Source organism: Comamonas sp. NLF-1-9 (assembly GCF_019195435.1).
Classification (GTDB): domain Bacteria; phylum Pseudomonadota; class Gammaproteobacteria; order Burkholderiales; family Burkholderiaceae_C; genus Comamonas_C.
Map to the genome: position 1 here is coordinate 1,192,904 of NZ_CP078069.1, position 12,634 is coordinate 1,205,537.

General features: G+C 66.7%; 16 protein-coding genes. 12 read left to right on the forward strand and 4 right to left on the reverse strand.

Going from position 1 to position 12,634, the window contains the following annotated elements; all coding sequences use genetic code 11:
* The first annotated feature begins 127 nt into the window (after positions 1–127).
* The 5 genes from ugpB to ugpQ all read left to right on the forward strand — a co-directional run bounded on the left by ugpB (position 128) and on the right by ugpQ (position 5,243).
* Positions 128–1,444 (forward strand): sn-glycerol-3-phosphate ABC transporter substrate-binding protein UgpB, encoded by a 1,317-nt coding sequence (gene ugpB / locus KUD94_RS05745; RefSeq protein ID WP_218238835.1) that lies wholly within the window; start codon positions 128–130, stop codon positions 1,442–1,444.
* A gap of 148 nt (positions 1,445–1,592) precedes the next feature.
* The gene (gene ugpA, locus KUD94_RS05750) at positions 1,593–2,474 is read left to right on the forward strand and encodes a sn-glycerol-3-phosphate ABC transporter permease UgpA (RefSeq protein ID WP_218238836.1); all 882 of its coding nucleotides are present in this window, start codon (positions 1,593–1,595) and stop codon (positions 2,472–2,474) included.
* Positions 2,475–2,556: 82 nt separating this feature from the next.
* On the forward strand, positions 2,557–3,411 hold the full coding sequence (gene ugpE / locus KUD94_RS05755) for a sn-glycerol-3-phosphate ABC transporter permease UgpE (RefSeq protein WP_218238837.1): 855 nt from the start codon (positions 2,557–2,559) through the stop codon (positions 3,409–3,411).
* Position 3,412: 1 nt separating this feature from the next.
* Positions 3,413–4,435: a sn-glycerol-3-phosphate ABC transporter ATP-binding protein UgpC gene (gene ugpC / locus KUD94_RS05760; protein ID WP_218238838.1), complete on the forward strand. Its 1,023-nt coding sequence runs from the start codon at positions 3,413–3,415 to the stop codon at positions 4,433–4,435.
* Positions 4,436–4,490: 55 nt separating this feature from the next.
* Complete coding sequence (gene ugpQ, locus KUD94_RS05765; protein ID WP_218238839.1) at positions 4,491–5,243, forward strand: glycerophosphodiester phosphodiesterase; 753 nt, start codon at positions 4,491–4,493, stop codon at positions 5,241–5,243.
* Here ugpQ and KUD94_RS05770 read toward each other — a convergent pair whose 3' ends face one another.
* Positions 5,244–5,519, reverse strand: coding sequence for a hypothetical protein (locus KUD94_RS05770; RefSeq protein WP_218238840.1), 276 nt, complete (start codon positions 5,517–5,519; stop codon positions 5,244–5,246). It abuts the gene before it with no gap.
* Positions 5,520–5,558: 39 nt separating this feature from the next.
* Between KUD94_RS05770 and hemA the strand changes: the two genes are divergently transcribed.
* The 6 genes from hemA to grxD all read left to right on the forward strand — a co-directional run bounded on the left by hemA (position 5,559) and on the right by grxD (position 10,052).
* Complete coding sequence (hemA, locus tag KUD94_RS05775; RefSeq protein ID WP_218238841.1) at positions 5,559–6,863, forward strand: glutamyl-tRNA reductase; 1,305 nt, start codon at positions 5,559–5,561, stop codon at positions 6,861–6,863.
* Positions 6,864–6,952: 89 nt separating this feature from the next.
* Positions 6,953–8,032, forward strand: a complete 1,080-nt coding sequence (gene prfA, locus KUD94_RS05780) for a peptide chain release factor 1 (protein WP_218238842.1) — start codon at positions 6,953–6,955, stop codon at positions 8,030–8,032.
* A 127-nt stretch (positions 8,033–8,159) separates the two neighbouring features.
* Complete coding sequence (locus tag KUD94_RS05785; protein ID WP_218238843.1) at positions 8,160–8,405, forward strand: type II toxin-antitoxin system Phd/YefM family antitoxin; 246 nt, start codon at positions 8,160–8,162, stop codon at positions 8,403–8,405.
* Positions 8,398–8,823, forward strand: coding sequence for a putative toxin-antitoxin system toxin component, PIN family (locus KUD94_RS05790; protein WP_255569120.1), 426 nt, complete (start codon positions 8,398–8,400; stop codon positions 8,821–8,823). Before KUD94_RS05785 ends, KUD94_RS05790 begins: the two co-directional genes overlap by 8 nt.
* Complete coding sequence (gene prmC, locus KUD94_RS05795) at positions 8,820–9,680, forward strand: peptide chain release factor N(5)-glutamine methyltransferase (protein ID WP_218238844.1); 861 nt, start codon at positions 8,820–8,822, stop codon at positions 9,678–9,680. The genes KUD94_RS05790 and prmC overlap by 4 nt, the downstream gene beginning before the upstream one ends.
* 45 nt (positions 9,681–9,725) lie before the next feature.
* Positions 9,726–10,052, forward strand: a complete 327-nt coding sequence (grxD, locus tag KUD94_RS05800) for a Grx4 family monothiol glutaredoxin (protein ID WP_218238845.1) — start codon at positions 9,726–9,728, stop codon at positions 10,050–10,052.
* Positions 10,053–10,095: 43 nt separating this feature from the next.
* On the opposite strand, the gene KUD94_RS05805 is transcribed toward grxD, so the two are convergent.
* From KUD94_RS05805 to KUD94_RS05815, 3 genes are read right to left on the reverse strand one after another with little or no spacing between them, the layout of a single operon-like run.
* Positions 10,096–10,260 carry a hypothetical protein gene (locus KUD94_RS05805; protein WP_218238846.1) on the reverse strand — a complete coding sequence of 55 codons (165 nt, stop codon included), beginning with the start codon at positions 10,258–10,260 and terminating at the stop codon, positions 10,096–10,098.
* 4 nt (positions 10,261–10,264) lie between these two features.
* Entirely contained in the window at positions 10,265–11,362 is a 1,098-nt protein-coding gene (locus KUD94_RS05810; RefSeq protein WP_218238847.1) for a YeeE/YedE family protein, read from the reverse strand.
* The gene (locus tag KUD94_RS05815) at positions 11,359–12,294 is read right to left on the reverse strand and encodes a sulfurtransferase (protein ID WP_218238848.1); all 936 of its coding nucleotides are present in this window, start codon (positions 12,292–12,294) and stop codon (positions 11,359–11,361) included. Before KUD94_RS05815 ends, KUD94_RS05810 begins: the two co-directional genes overlap by 4 nt.
* A gap of 77 nt (positions 12,295–12,371) precedes the next feature.
* On the opposite strand from KUD94_RS05815, the gene KUD94_RS05820 reads away from it, so the two are divergent.
* On the forward strand, positions 12,372–12,593 hold the full coding sequence (locus tag KUD94_RS05820) for a DNA gyrase inhibitor YacG (RefSeq protein WP_218238849.1): 222 nt from the start codon (positions 12,372–12,374) through the stop codon (positions 12,591–12,593).
* Positions 12,594–12,634 lie beyond the last annotated feature (41 nt).

Sequence of the window (12,634 nt, forward strand, 5' to 3'; positions counted from 1 at the left end):
TTGCGGCGGGTAAACCCGGTTGCGCCAAACAAACCGCTGTGCGAAAAAAGGCAACCGAGCACAGTGGACCGAGGCCGCGCAGCCTGCGCGGCGGCCGTTCCCTTTTCCGATAGAACAAGGAGCATTCATGCGATTCAAACCCTTGGCGCTGGCCGGCGCCGCCATGCTGTCTCTGGCCATGGCCGTGCCCGCGCAGGCACAGACCGAGATCCAGTGGTGGCATTCCATGGGCGGCGCCCTGGGCGAATGGGTCAACGACCTGGCCAACCAGTTCAACGCCAGCCAGAAGGACTACAAGGTAGTGCCCACCTTCAAGGGCAGCTACGACGAATCCATGACCGCCGCGATCGCCGCCTTTCGCGCCGGCAACGCGCCCGACATCCTGCAGGTGTTCGAAGTGGGCACCGCGACCATGATGGCCAGCAAGGGCGCGATCAAGCCGGTGGCCGAGGTCATGAAGATGGCCGGCGTCAACTTCGACCCCAAGGCCTACGTGCCTGCCGTGGCCGGCTACTACACCGCGCCCAACGGCCAGATGCTGAGCATGCCCTTCAACAGCTCGACGGTGGTGTTTTACTACAACAAGGACGCGTTCAAGTCCGCCGGGCTCGATGCCAGCAAGCCGCCCAAGACCTGGCCCGAAGTGGTGCTGGCCGCAGGCAAGCTCAAGGCCGCGGGCCACAAGTGCCCGTTCACCACGAGCTGGATCAGCTGGACGCAGCTGGAGAACTTCTCCGCCTGGCACAACGTGCTGTTCTCTTCGCTGAACAACGGCTTTGGCGGCATGGGCACGCGCCTGGAGTTCAACAGCCCGCTGCACGTGCGCCACTTTGAAAACCTGGCCAACATGGCCAAGCAGGGTTTGTTCGTCTACAAGGGGCGCAACAACGCTGCCGACGCGACGCTGGTCTCGGGCGAATGCGCGATGGGCACCGCCTCCGCCGGGCTGCTGGGCAACCTCAAGCGCAACGCCAAGTTCGACTTCGGCGTGAGCACCATGCCCTACTACCCCGACGTGGCCGGCGCGCCGCAGAACTCGGTGATCGGCGGGGCCAGCCTGTGGGTAATGGCCGGCAAGAAGAACGAGGTCTACAAGGGCGTGGGCGAATTCCTGAGCTACCTGGCCAAGCCTGAAGTGGCCGCCGCCAGCCACCAGCGCACCGGCTACCTGCCGGTGACCACGGCAGCCTACGAGCTGACCGAAAAGTCCGGCTTCTACAAGGAAAACCCGGGCGCCGACGTGGCCGTGACACAGATGATCCGCAAGACCACCGACAAGTCGCGCGGCATCCGCATCGGCAACTTCGTGCAGGTGCGCACCATCATCGACGAGGAGACCGAAAACATCTGGTCGGGCAAGAAGACGCCCAAGGAAGGGCTGGACGCCGCGGTCAAGCGCGGCAACGAACAGCTCGAACGCTTCCAGAAGGCAAACAAGGGCTGATTTGCACGCCGGGGGCTTGCGCCGCGACTTTCTGACGATTTTTGCCCGCAAGCCCCGCCAATAGCGCGCAAGGCGCTATTGTTTTTCATATCTCCCTGAGCCTGGCGCGCCTGCGGCAGCGGCCGGGCGTCGATTACCATCGCCCTCCATGGAAAAACGCGTTCGCTTCAAGTCCGCCTGGCTGCCCTGGGTGCTGGTGGCGCCGCAGATGGCGATCGTGCTGGTGTTCTTCTTCTGGCCTGCGGGCCAGGCGCTCTACCAGAGCGTGCTGCAGGAGGACGCCTTCGGCACCAGCCGCGAATTCGTCGGGCTGGAGAACTTTCGCCGGCTCTGGGAAGACCCGAGCTACGTCGATTCCTTCTACACCACCGCCCTCTTTTCCGTGCTGGTAGCGGCCATCGGCATCTGCGTGGCGCTGTTGCTGGCGGTGATGGCCAACCGCGTGGTGCGCGGCGCGGCCATCTACAAGACGCTGCTGATCTGGCCGTATGCGGTTGCGCCCGTGGTCGCCGGCGTGCTCTGGCTGATGATATTCGCCTCGCCCTGGGGCGTGGTCTCCTACACCCTGCAGGCGCTGGGCTACGACTGGAACCACCTGCTGAGCGGGCGCGACGCAATGGCGCTGATCGTCATGGCCTCGGTGTGGAAGCAGATTTCCTACAACTTCCTGTTCTTTCTCGCGGGGCTGCAGTCTGTGCCCTCGTCGGTGATCGAGGCGGCCACCATAGACGGCGCCTCGCCCTGGAAGCGCTTCTGGAGCATCGTCTTTCCGCTGCTCTCGCCGATCACCTTCTTCCTGCTGGTGATGAACGTGATCTACGCCTTCTTCGACACCTTTGCCATCGTGGACGCGGCCACCCAGGGCGGGCCGGGCAAGGACACCTCCATCCTGGTCTACAAGGTGTATTACGACGGCTTCAAGGCGCTGGACATGGGCGGCTCGGCCGCGCAGTCGGTGGTGCTGATGGCGGTCGTCATCCTGCTGACCGTGTTCCAGTTTCGCTTCGTCGAAAAGAAGGTCCAGTACTGAAACTGATCATGCCCCCACGCTCACTTCGTTCGCTGCCCCCCGAGGGGGCCTCAGCGCCTTCGGGCGGCCGGGCGGCGCTGACGTGATCGAGCGCCGCCCCGTCCTGGACTTCGTCTCGCACGCCGTGCTCATCCTGGGCGTGCTGGTCATCGCCTTCCCGGTCTATGTGGCGTTCGTCGCCAGCACCCAGACGGCCGCGCAGATCACCGGCAGCAACCCGCTGTCGCTGCTGCCCGGGGGCAACATCGTCAACAGCTACTACCTCGCGCTCATGGGCGGCAAGGTGGCCGCGGGCGGCACCATTCCGCCGGGCTGGCCCATGCTGTGGGTGAGCTTTGTCACCGCCATGGGCATAGCGCTGGGCAAGATCGCGATCTCGCTGCTGTCGGCCTTCGCCATCGTGTACTTTCGCTTTCCGTTTCGCGGCCTGGTGTTCTGGATGATTTTCATCACGCTGATGCTGCCGGTGGAGGTGCGCATTGGCCCGACCTACCAGGTGGTCTCCGACCTGAAGATGCTCAACAGCTACGCCGGCCTGACGGTGCCCCTGATCGCCTCGGCGACGGCCACCTTCCTGTTTCGCCAGTTCTTCCTCACGGTACCCGACGAGCTCGCCGAAGCCGCACGCATAGACGGCGCGGGGCCGATGCGCTTCTTCAAGGACATCCTGCTGCCGCTGTCCAAGACGACCATGGCCGCGCTGTTCGTGATCCAGTTCATCTACGGCTGGAACCAGTACCTGTGGCCGCTGATCGCGACGACGAGCGAGGACATGTACCCCATCGTGCTCGGCATCAAGCGCGCCATCTTCGGCGAGATCTACGTCGAATGGAACGTGGTCATGGCCACCGCCATCCTTGCGATGATTCCGCCGGCCATCGTCGTCATCCTCATGCAGAAGTGGTTCGTCAAGGGCCTGGTCGACACCGAAAAGTAACATGGCTTCCATCCAGTTTTCCCAGGTCATCAAGCGCTACGGCAGCGGGCCCAAAGCCAACCAGGTCATCCACGGCGTGACGGCCGACATCGCGGACGGCGAGTTCGTCGTCATCGTCGGCCCCTCGGGCTGCGGCAAGTCGACGCTCTTGCGCATGGTGGCGGGGCTGGAGGAGATCAGCGAAGGCACGATCTCCATCGGCGCGCGCGTGGTCAACCAGCTCGAACCGTCCGAGCGCGACATCGCCATGGTGTTCCAGAACTACGCGCTCTATCCGCACATGAGCGTGTTCGACAACATGGCCTACGGGCTGAAGATCAAGAAAGTGCCCGCACCCGATATCAAGGCGCGGGTGGACAAGGCCGCCGCCATTCTGGAGCTCTCCGGGCTGCTCGCGCGCAAGCCGCGCGAGCTCTCGGGCGGGCAGCGCCAGCGCGTGGCCATGGGCCGCGCCATCGTGCGCCAGCCGCAGGTGTTTCTGTTCGACGAGCCGCTGTCCAACCTGGACGCCAAGCTGCGCGCCCAGACCCGCCTGGAGATCGAGAAACTGCACCGCGAGCTGGGCATCACCAGCCTGTTCGTCACCCACGACCAGGTGGAGGCGATGACGCTTGCGCAGCGCATGATCGTGATGAACGCCGGGCGCATGGAGCAGTTCGGCACGCCCGAAGAGGTCTACCACCGCCCCGCGTCCACCTTCGTCGCCGGCTTCATCGGCGCGCCGCCGATGAACCTGCTCTCGGGCGTCCCCGGCGTGCGCGACGGCGTGCTGCTGGGCATACGCCCCGAGCATCTGCGCGTGGTCGCCTCGGGCGGCTGGGAGCTGCAGGTGGACACGGTGGAGATGCTCGGCGCCGAGCGCCTGGTACACGGCCACCTGGCCGGCCCCCAGGGCGAGCGCATGATCGTGCGCATGAACGAAACCGAAGAGCGCCCCCTGCCCGGCCAGACGCTGCACGTGCTGCCGCTGGAAGACCGCATCCACGGCTTTGATGCCGGCACCGGCCTGCGCATCGAAGCCTGAACTACGCTTTTGCTAGCTGCCAGCGCTCGCCACACAAGGGCTGGAACCTGAAAACATGCCAAAGTCTGAACTCCCTGCCTGGCCGTATCCGCGCTGGATCGCGCACCGCGGAGCGGGCAAGCTCGCGCCCGAGAACACCCTGGCCGCATTTCGCCTTGGCGCGCGCCACGGCTGGCGCATGTTCGAATGCGACGCCAAGCTCAGCAGCGACGGGGTGCTCTTCCTGCTGCACGACACCGGCCTTGAGCGCACCACCAACGGCCAGGGCTGCGCCGGCGAGCGCAGCTGGGGCGAACTGGCCCAGCTGGACGCGGGCAGCTGGCATTCGCGCGAATTCGCCGGCGAGCCGCTGCCCACGCTCGAGCGCGTCGCGCGCTGGTGCCTGGCCAACCACCTGCAGTTGAACATCGAAATCAAGCCCACGCCCGGCACCGAACACGCCAGCGGCCTAGCCGTGGCGCGCCTGGCCGCACGGCTGTGGCAGGGGCAGGCGACGGGGCCACTGCTGACTTCGTTTCAGCCGGCGGCCCTGGCCGGCGCGCGCGAGGGCGCACCCGAGCTGGCGCGCGGCTTGCTGCTCGACGAGGCGCGCCCCGACGCCCTGGAGCTCGCGCGCGAGCACGCCTGCGTGGCCCTGGTGTGCAACCACCGGCTGTGGCATGCCGACAGCGTCGCCGCCGCCCACGCGGCGGGCCTGCGCGCGCTGAGCTATACGGTCAACGACGAAGAGACCGCCGGCCGCCTCTGGCAGCTCGGCGTCGACGGCATCATCAGCGACCGGGTAGAGCTCTTCAGCCCCGCCGGCTGATCAACGCCAGGCACGCAGCTGCAGCCAGTGGGCGCTGGCCAGCACCAGCACCAGCGCCGCCCAGGTAGCCATGCGCCCGTCGCTGCCCAGCAGCCACAAGCCGGCCAGCAGCACCGCGCAGCCCAGCACGGTGAGCAGCGCCATCGGCGCCAGCCAGCCACGGGGTTTGACCTGCGCGCGCAGCATGAGCTGACCGAGCAACACCAAGCCCAGCGCCACCGCCGGCGCGGGGGCAAAAAAAGCGAGCAGATGCTTGAGGAAGGACAAAGTGCTCATGGTAGGCGCGGGGGCGCACAAATTTTATAATCCCCGCCCATGGCAGTCTGGACCCTGGGCATCAACCACCATACGGCGCCGCTGGATCTGCGTGGCCGTTTCGCCTTCGCCCTCGACCAGGTCGCGCCGGCGCTGCAAGGCCTGCGCGCCGCGCTCGGCGCCCAGAGCCGGCCGGTGGAAACCGCGCTGCTGTCCACCTGCAACCGCACCGAGATCTATTGCGCCGCCGAGCAGGCGGTCACCGAGCACACCCTGGGCTGGCTGGCCGCGCGTGGCGGCATCAGCGTGCAGCAGCTGCAGCCCCACGCCTACCTCTACCAGGGCGACGGCGCCGCGCGCCACGCCTTTCGCGTGGCCAGCGGCCTGGACAGCATGGTGCTGGGCGAGGCGCAAATCCTCGGCCAGATGAAGAACGCGGTGCGCGCGGCCGAAGGCGCGGGCGCACTCGGCTCCACGCTCAACCAGTTGTTCCAGCGCAGCTTTGCGGTCGCCAAGGAGGTGCGCAGCAGCACCGACATCGGCGCGCACAGCATCAGCATGGCGGCGGCCGCAGTGCGCCTGGCCGGGCAGCTCTTCGAAGACCTGGCGCAGATCCGCGTGCTCTTCGTCGGCGCGGGCGAGATGGTCGAGCTGTGCGCCACCCACTTTGCCGCGCGCACGCCGCGCCAGATGGTCGTGGCCAACCGCACCATGGAGCGCGGCGAGAAGCTTGCCGGGCGCTTTGACGCCAGCGTGATGCGCCTGGCCGACCTGCCCGAGCACCTGCACGAGTTCGACGCAGTCATCAGCTGCACCGCCAGCCAGCTGCCCATCATCGGCCTGGGCGCGATCGAGCGCGCGCTGAAAAAGCGCCGCCACCGCCCGATCTTCATGGTCGATCTGGCGGTGCCGCGCGACATCGAGCCCGAGGTCAAGGAGCTGCCCGACGTCTACCTCTACACCGTCGACGACCTGGCCGGCGTGGTGCAGACCGGCCAGGCCCAGCGCGAAGCCGCCGTGGCCCAGGCCGAAGCCATCATCGACGTCGGCGTGCAAGGCTTCATGCACTGGATGGACTTGCGCAAGGGCGGCGAAGCGGCCGGCGCCGTGGTGCCGCTGATCCAGCAACTGCATGCCCAGACCGACGACTGGCGCGCGCAGGAAATCGCCCGCGCCAAAAAGCTCCTGGCCAAGGGACAGGACGTGGACAGCGTGCTCGAGGCGCTCTCGCGCGGGCTCACGCAGAAGATACTGCACGGCGCCCTGGCCGAACTGCGCGCCGGCGACGCCGAAGCCCGCAGCCAAGCGGCGCAAACCGTCTCGCGCCTGTTCCTGCGCTCGAGCCGCCAGCGCAGCGGCTTGTAGCGAACTTCAAGCCAAATCCGCCTCTTGCGCTTGCCCAGCAAGCGCCACCAGCTATCAGATCGGTAGCTATCCCCTTTTTGGCTCACGCGATGAAACCCTTCCTCCGCCAGCAATTGCAGCGCCATGCCGAGCGCCTGGGCGAGCTCGACTTCCTGCTCTCGCGCGAAGACATCATGGGCGACATGCAGCACTACCGCCTGCTGTCGCGCGAGCACGCCGAGCTCAGCGTCGTCGCCGGCCGCTGGGCACGCCTGCAGCAGCGCGAGGCCGACATGCACACCGCCAGCGCGCTGCTGGACGACCCCGAGATGGCGCAGATGGCGCAAGAGGAAATCGACGCCGCCCAGGCCGAATGCGCGCAGCTCGAAGCCGACCTGCAGCGCCTGCTGCTGCCCCGGGACCCCGACGACGAGCGCAATGCCTTCGTGGAAATCCGCGCCGGCACCGGCGGCGACGAGTCGGCGCTGTTTGCCGCCGACCTGGCGCGCATGTATACCCGCCACGCCGCCAACGTCGGCTGGCGCGTGGAAGTGATGAGCGCGCACGAAAGCGAGCTCGGCGGCTACAAGGAAGTGGTGCTGCGCATCGAGGGCGAGCAGGTGTTTGGCTGGCTGCGCTTTGAATCGGGCGGGCACCGCGTGCAGCGCGTGCCGGTGACCGAGACCCAGGGGCGCATCCACACCAGCGCCTGCACCGTCGCCGTCATGCCCGAGCCCGACGAGCACGAGGCGATCACGCTCAACCCGGCAGACCTGCGCATCGACACCTTTCGCGCCAGCGGCGCGGGCGGGCAGCACATCAACAAGACCGACTCGGCCGTGCGCGTGGTGCACCTGCCCACCGGCATCGTTGCCGAATGCCAGGACGGGCGCAGCCAGCACGCCAACAAGGCCCAGGCGCTGCGCGTGCTGCAGGCGCGCATCCAGGAAAAAGAGCGCAGCGAACGCGCCGCCAAAGAGGCCGCCCTGCGCAAAGGCCTGGTAGGCAGCGGCGACCGTTCCGATCGCATCCGCACCTACAACTTCCCGCAGGGACGCCTGACCGACCACCGCATCAACCTCACGCTCTACAAGCTGCAGGCGGTGATGGACGGCGACCTCGTTGAAGTGCTCGAAGCCCTGCGCAACGCGCGCGAGGCGGAGCTGATGGCGGAGCTGGAAGAAGCGTAAACCAAATTCGGCTCTAGCTGTTGCAGGCCATGCGCTTCGCGCTATATTTGTAATAGTACCAAGCCGTGAGAATCCGTGCGCTATAATTCGTACAATTTGTACAATTCGTGCATTTTCAGGAGTCGCCATGCAAACCATCACCGCCACCCAGGCCCGGCAGGAATTTGCCCAGCTGATGGACGCCGCACGCCTGCAGCCCGTGATGATCCAGCGCCAGAACCGTGACGTGGCCGTCGTCATGTCGGTAGAGGAATACCAGCGCCTGGCACACCTGAACGTCGAGCGCTTCCAGCAGTTCTGCGAGCAGATTGGCGCCCGCGCCGAAGCCGCCGGCCTGAACGAAACCCGGTTGCAGGCGCTGCTGCGTGACTGAACGGCTGGAACGCGTGCTGGTGCTGGACACCAATGTCTGGATCAGCCAGCTGCTGCTGCCCCGTTCAACCGCTGCCCTGGCAGTTCAGGCCGCATTGCGCTGGGGCACCCCGGTAGTGTCGGAACAGACGCTGCAGGAACTCGGCCAGGTGCTCTCCAGGGCGAAGTTCGACAAATACCTCAGCTTGGACGAGCGCCGCGAGTTCATGCGCCTGCTCGGCGGCGTTGCCAGGCTCGTCCCGGTGACCCAGCAACTGCGCGCTTGTCGCGACCCCGGGGACGACAAGTTCCTGGACCTCGCCCTGAGCGCCCGCGCCAGTCACTTGATTACCGGCGACGATGACCTGTTGGTGCTCGACCCCTTTCACGGGGTGCATATCTGCACTCCAGCGCAATTCCTCGCCAAGGTCGGCACGTGACTGCCGCTACCGTGCGCCTCGCCCTGCAGCAAGCCCAAACCTGGGGCCTGGCGCGCATTGATGCGCAGATGTTGCTGCTGCACGCACTTGGGCGCGCCCTGCATGAGCGCGCCTGGCTGATCGCGCACGACGACGAGCTGCTGCCCCCTGCCCTTGCCAGCGCCTACGCCGCGCTGTGCGAGCGGCGGCTCGGCGGCGAGCCCGTCGCTTATCTCACGGGGCGCAAGGCCTTTCATGGTCTGGAGCTGCAGGTGGACGCGCGCGTGCTCGACCCGCGGCCCGATACCGAAACCCTGGTCGACTGGGCGCTGCACTTGCTGCGGCCGCTGTCCGCACCACAGGTCGCCGACCTGGGCACGGGCAGCGGCGCGGTTGCGCTGGCCATCAAGGCGCAGCAGCCGCAGGCGCAGCTCACCGCCATCGACGCCAGCAGCGAGGCGCTGGCAGTGGCCGAGGGCAACGCCCGGCGCCTGGGCCTGCCGCTGCGGCTGCGTCATGGCAACTGGCTCGAGGGTTGTGCCACGCTGTTTGATCTGATCGTCAGCAACCCGCCCTACATCGCCGAGGGCGATGCGCACCTGGCGGCGCTCGGGCACGAGCCGCGCATGGCCCTCGTGAGCGGCGCCGACGGGCTGGACGCGATCTGCCAGATCACCGCGCAGGCGCCTGCGCACCTCAAGCCCGGCGGCTGGCTGCTGCTGGAGCATGGCCACGACCAGGCAGGCCAGGTTCAAGGCTTGATGCAAGAATGCGGCTTCACGCAGGTGCAAAGCCGCAAGGATCTTGCGGGCATCACCCGCTGCACCGGCGGGGCAATACCCCTGCGCCCCATCACCACGGCCACGGCAGTGGAATAATTCAGCCCCCGCTGCCAGCGGTGGCACGGTTATCAGGAGTTTTTCATGAGCGACGTCCAGCAACGCATAGACCAATTGGTCAAGAGCAATCCCATTCTGCTTTTCATGAAGGGCGACGCCCATTTCCCGATGTGCGGCTTTTCCGGCCGCGCGGTGCAGATCCTCAAGGCCCTCGATGTGGACCTGGACCAGCTCGCGACGGTGAACGTGCTCGACGACGAGGAAATCCGCCAGGGCGTGAAGGAATACAGCAACTGGCCGACGATTCCCCAGCTCTACATCAAGGGTGAGCTCGTCGGCGGCGCCGACATCATGATGGAGATGTACGAATCGGGCGAACTCAAGACCCTGCTGGCGAGCGCGCAGTCGTAAGCCGGCCCGGCGGCAGCGGGTGCCCTGCAGGCCTGTCGCCGCGCTACTCGGGCATGGAGCAATGCCCGCCCTGCGTCGCCTGGCCCGAGCCGGCCGCAACCGGCGCCAGCTCCCAGCGCAGGTCCACCGGCGGCGAAACGCCGTAGTCCCAGGCGAGGAAGGCGGTGAAGACCGCCCAGAAGACCAGGCGCAGCGTATAGGCCTTCATCGTCTCAATACCCCAGCCGCCTGCGTATGCGCAGGCCGAAAATCGTTCCCGCGAAGGCCATCGGCGCCCAGATCCAGCCGTGGACGGATCCTGTGGAGATGCCCGAGAACATTGCCCCGATGTTGCAGCCAAACGCCAGGCGCGAGCTGTAGCCCAGCAGCAGCCCGGCGAACAGCGCCACGCTCCATTGCCTGCCCGTCATGGGTTTGTGCGCTGCCGGTTTGCCCGCGCTCACCCAGAGCGCCCCGGCCAGAATGCCGATGTTGGTGATGGTAGTCACATCGAGCAGCACGGTCTGCTGCAGGATGGCGGCGTTGTCCGGCAGACTCCAGAACCAGTTGCGCGCCGGATCCACCACGCCGGCCGCAGTGGCCATCTTCGCCACCCACAGCCCCGGCGCGTAGATGATGCCCCAGGGATTGCCCGAGATGAACAACACCAGCGCCGCAAACAGCGCAATCATGATTGCGCCCACCACCCACTTGCGCGCCCACGGACTCGGCGCCGCTTGCCCGCGCGCGCGGTGCCAGCGGCGCGTATACCAGGCCACGCCCGTGCCAATCAAGGCCAGCGCCAGCAGCGTGAGCGCCAATGCCCGCTGCCAGCCCAGCAGGCTGACGAAGCCCACCGGCTCGGTACGTCCCAGCTCCAGCCACCAGCCCAGGTGCCAGCTGCCCAGAAAGCTGCCCAGCGCAAACAGCGGCAGGATCGCGGTATTGAGCGGTATGCCCATGCCTGCCTTGTAGAACACGCCGCTGCCGCAGCCGTCGGCCACCTGCATGCACAGGCCGAAGGTGAATGCACCGATGAGCAGGCTGACGCTGGGCGGGCCCAGGGCCGCGGTCAGCTCGCTGTAGTGTCCGAGCAGCGGCATGCACAAGACGGCCGCGAGCCCGAAGGCGATGAGCTGGCCGAAGACGCCGCTCGGGTTCTTGTCTTCCACCAGGATGCGCCAGGCCGTGGTGAAGCCAAAACGCTGCCCCGCCAGCGCCACGCCCAGGCCGATGCCGACGAGAAACAGCAGCGCCTGGCGCATGGAAACACTCCAGAGCATCCAGGCAAAAAAGGCCGCCATCATGGCGACGATGGGCAGACGTTTCATTTCTTCAGGTTCTTCCACGCCTGTGCAAACGCTTGCACGATCTGCTCGCTGCGGCTGGGCGCGTTGAGCGTGGGCAGCATGGGCACGGCCTGCACCCAATCCACCATGGAGCCGGGGTAGATCTTCACGTCCTTCATGCCGAGGATTTCATGCATCTCGAACCACACCAGCGCGGACCATACGCCGGTATTGCAAAACAGCACCAGGTCTTGCCCATCGGGGCGTCTTATCTCCTGCGCCAGGCGGCGCGCCTGCTCGGGCGCAACCGACAGGGCCGAGCCGTTTTGCACCCAGCGCGTGAAGTCCTGCTGCAGCGCGCCGGGGATGGTGCCGGGCATGCGCGCCATCGGCGCCTTGAACTGGCCGAGGTAGAAATTCTGCGGGCGCACGTCCAGCAGCACCGCATCGCCCTTTTGCACATGCGCCAGCACCTCATCGCGCGTGGCGCTCCAGCGCGGGCTCCATTGCGGCTGCCACTCGCTGGGCGCGGGCGCGCTCACGGCCTTCGTAGTCGCCATGCCGTCGAAATCCCAGGACTGCATGCCGCCGTCCAGGATGGACAACTGCTTCACGCCCAGGGACTTGAGCATCCAGTACACCCGCGCAGCGGCGCCGAAGTCGGTGCCGTCGCTGCCGGCGGACACCACGACCGCATGGCTGTCGGGCGTGAGCGCCAGGCGCTGCACCAGCGCCGCCATGTCTTGCGCCGGGGGCAGAATGCCGAAGTTCTCCGGCGGGCCCAGCCATTCGTTGTAGGGGGCGTTGAGCGCGCCCTCGATGTGGCCGCCGGCAAAGCTCTGCGCGTCGCGGATATCGACGATGCGCAGTTCGGGCGCGGACAGCATCGGCTCAAGCTCGTCCGAGCCGAGCAAGGGCTGCGCGGCCAGCGCCGCACCGCACCACAGCAAGAAGGCAAACAGCCAATACTTCATGTTTCATCCGCCCGCAGCCAACCGGTTATTGTCTGGCCCATGCTCCGCGCGACCAAGGACATTTTTCCATTTTGCTTATGACTGAAAAGCCTGAAGAACCCGTCGGCACGCCGGTCACCGTGCCCTGCCCCACCTGCGGCCAGCCCAGCGTGTTTGCCCCGGGCAACCGCTACCGGCCGTTTTGCAGCCAGCGCTGCCGCCAGATCGACCTGGGCGCCTGGGCCGCGGAGGAATTTCGCGTCCCGAGCGATACCCCGCCCGACGAGGCGCCGTTTGGCGATCCGAAGCAACTGCCCTGAAATCTCAGGCAAATCGGCCTCCAGCGCAATACCAGCAAGCG

What these genes read in the sequence shown, in the direction of transcription:
- KUD94_RS05815 (WP_218238848.1), bottom strand. Translation starts at nt 12,294, where the DNA reads ATGAAGTATTGGCTGTTTGCCTTCTTGCTGTGGTGCGGTGCGGCGCTG.
- ugpA (WP_218238836.1), top strand. Translation starts at nt 1,593, where the DNA reads ATGGAAAAACGCGTTCGCTTCAAGTCCGCCTGGCTGCCCTGGGTGCTG.
- ugpB (WP_218238835.1), top strand. Translation starts at nt 128, where the DNA reads ATGCGATTCAAACCCTTGGCGCTGGCCGGCGCCGCCATGCTGTCTCTG.
- KUD94_RS05785 (WP_218238843.1), top strand. Translation starts at nt 8,160, where the DNA reads ATGCAAACCATCACCGCCACCCAGGCCCGGCAGGAATTTGCCCAGCTG.
- ugpC (WP_218238838.1), top strand. Translation starts at nt 3,413, where the DNA reads ATGGCTTCCATCCAGTTTTCCCAGGTCATCAAGCGCTACGGCAGCGGG.
- KUD94_RS05810 (WP_218238847.1), bottom strand. Translation starts at nt 11,362, where the DNA reads ATGAAACGTCTGCCCATCGTCGCCATGATGGCGGCCTTTTTTGCCTGG.
- KUD94_RS05820 (WP_218238849.1), top strand. Translation starts at nt 12,372, where the DNA reads ATGACTGAAAAGCCTGAAGAACCCGTCGGCACGCCGGTCACCGTGCCC.
- hemA (WP_218238841.1), top strand. Translation starts at nt 5,559, where the DNA reads ATGGCAGTCTGGACCCTGGGCATCAACCACCATACGGCGCCGCTGGAT.
- ugpQ (WP_218238839.1), top strand. Translation starts at nt 4,491, where the DNA reads ATGCCAAAGTCTGAACTCCCTGCCTGGCCGTATCCGCGCTGGATCGCG.
- prfA (WP_218238842.1), top strand. Translation starts at nt 6,953, where the DNA reads ATGAAACCCTTCCTCCGCCAGCAATTGCAGCGCCATGCCGAGCGCCTG.
- KUD94_RS05805 (WP_218238846.1), bottom strand. Translation starts at nt 10,260, where the DNA reads ATGAAGGCCTATACGCTGCGCCTGGTCTTCTGGGCGGTCTTCACCGCC.
- grxD (WP_218238845.1), top strand. Translation starts at nt 9,726, where the DNA reads ATGAGCGACGTCCAGCAACGCATAGACCAATTGGTCAAGAGCAATCCC.
- KUD94_RS05770 (WP_218238840.1), bottom strand. Translation starts at nt 5,519, where the DNA reads ATGAGCACTTTGTCCTTCCTCAAGCATCTGCTCGCTTTTTTTGCCCCC.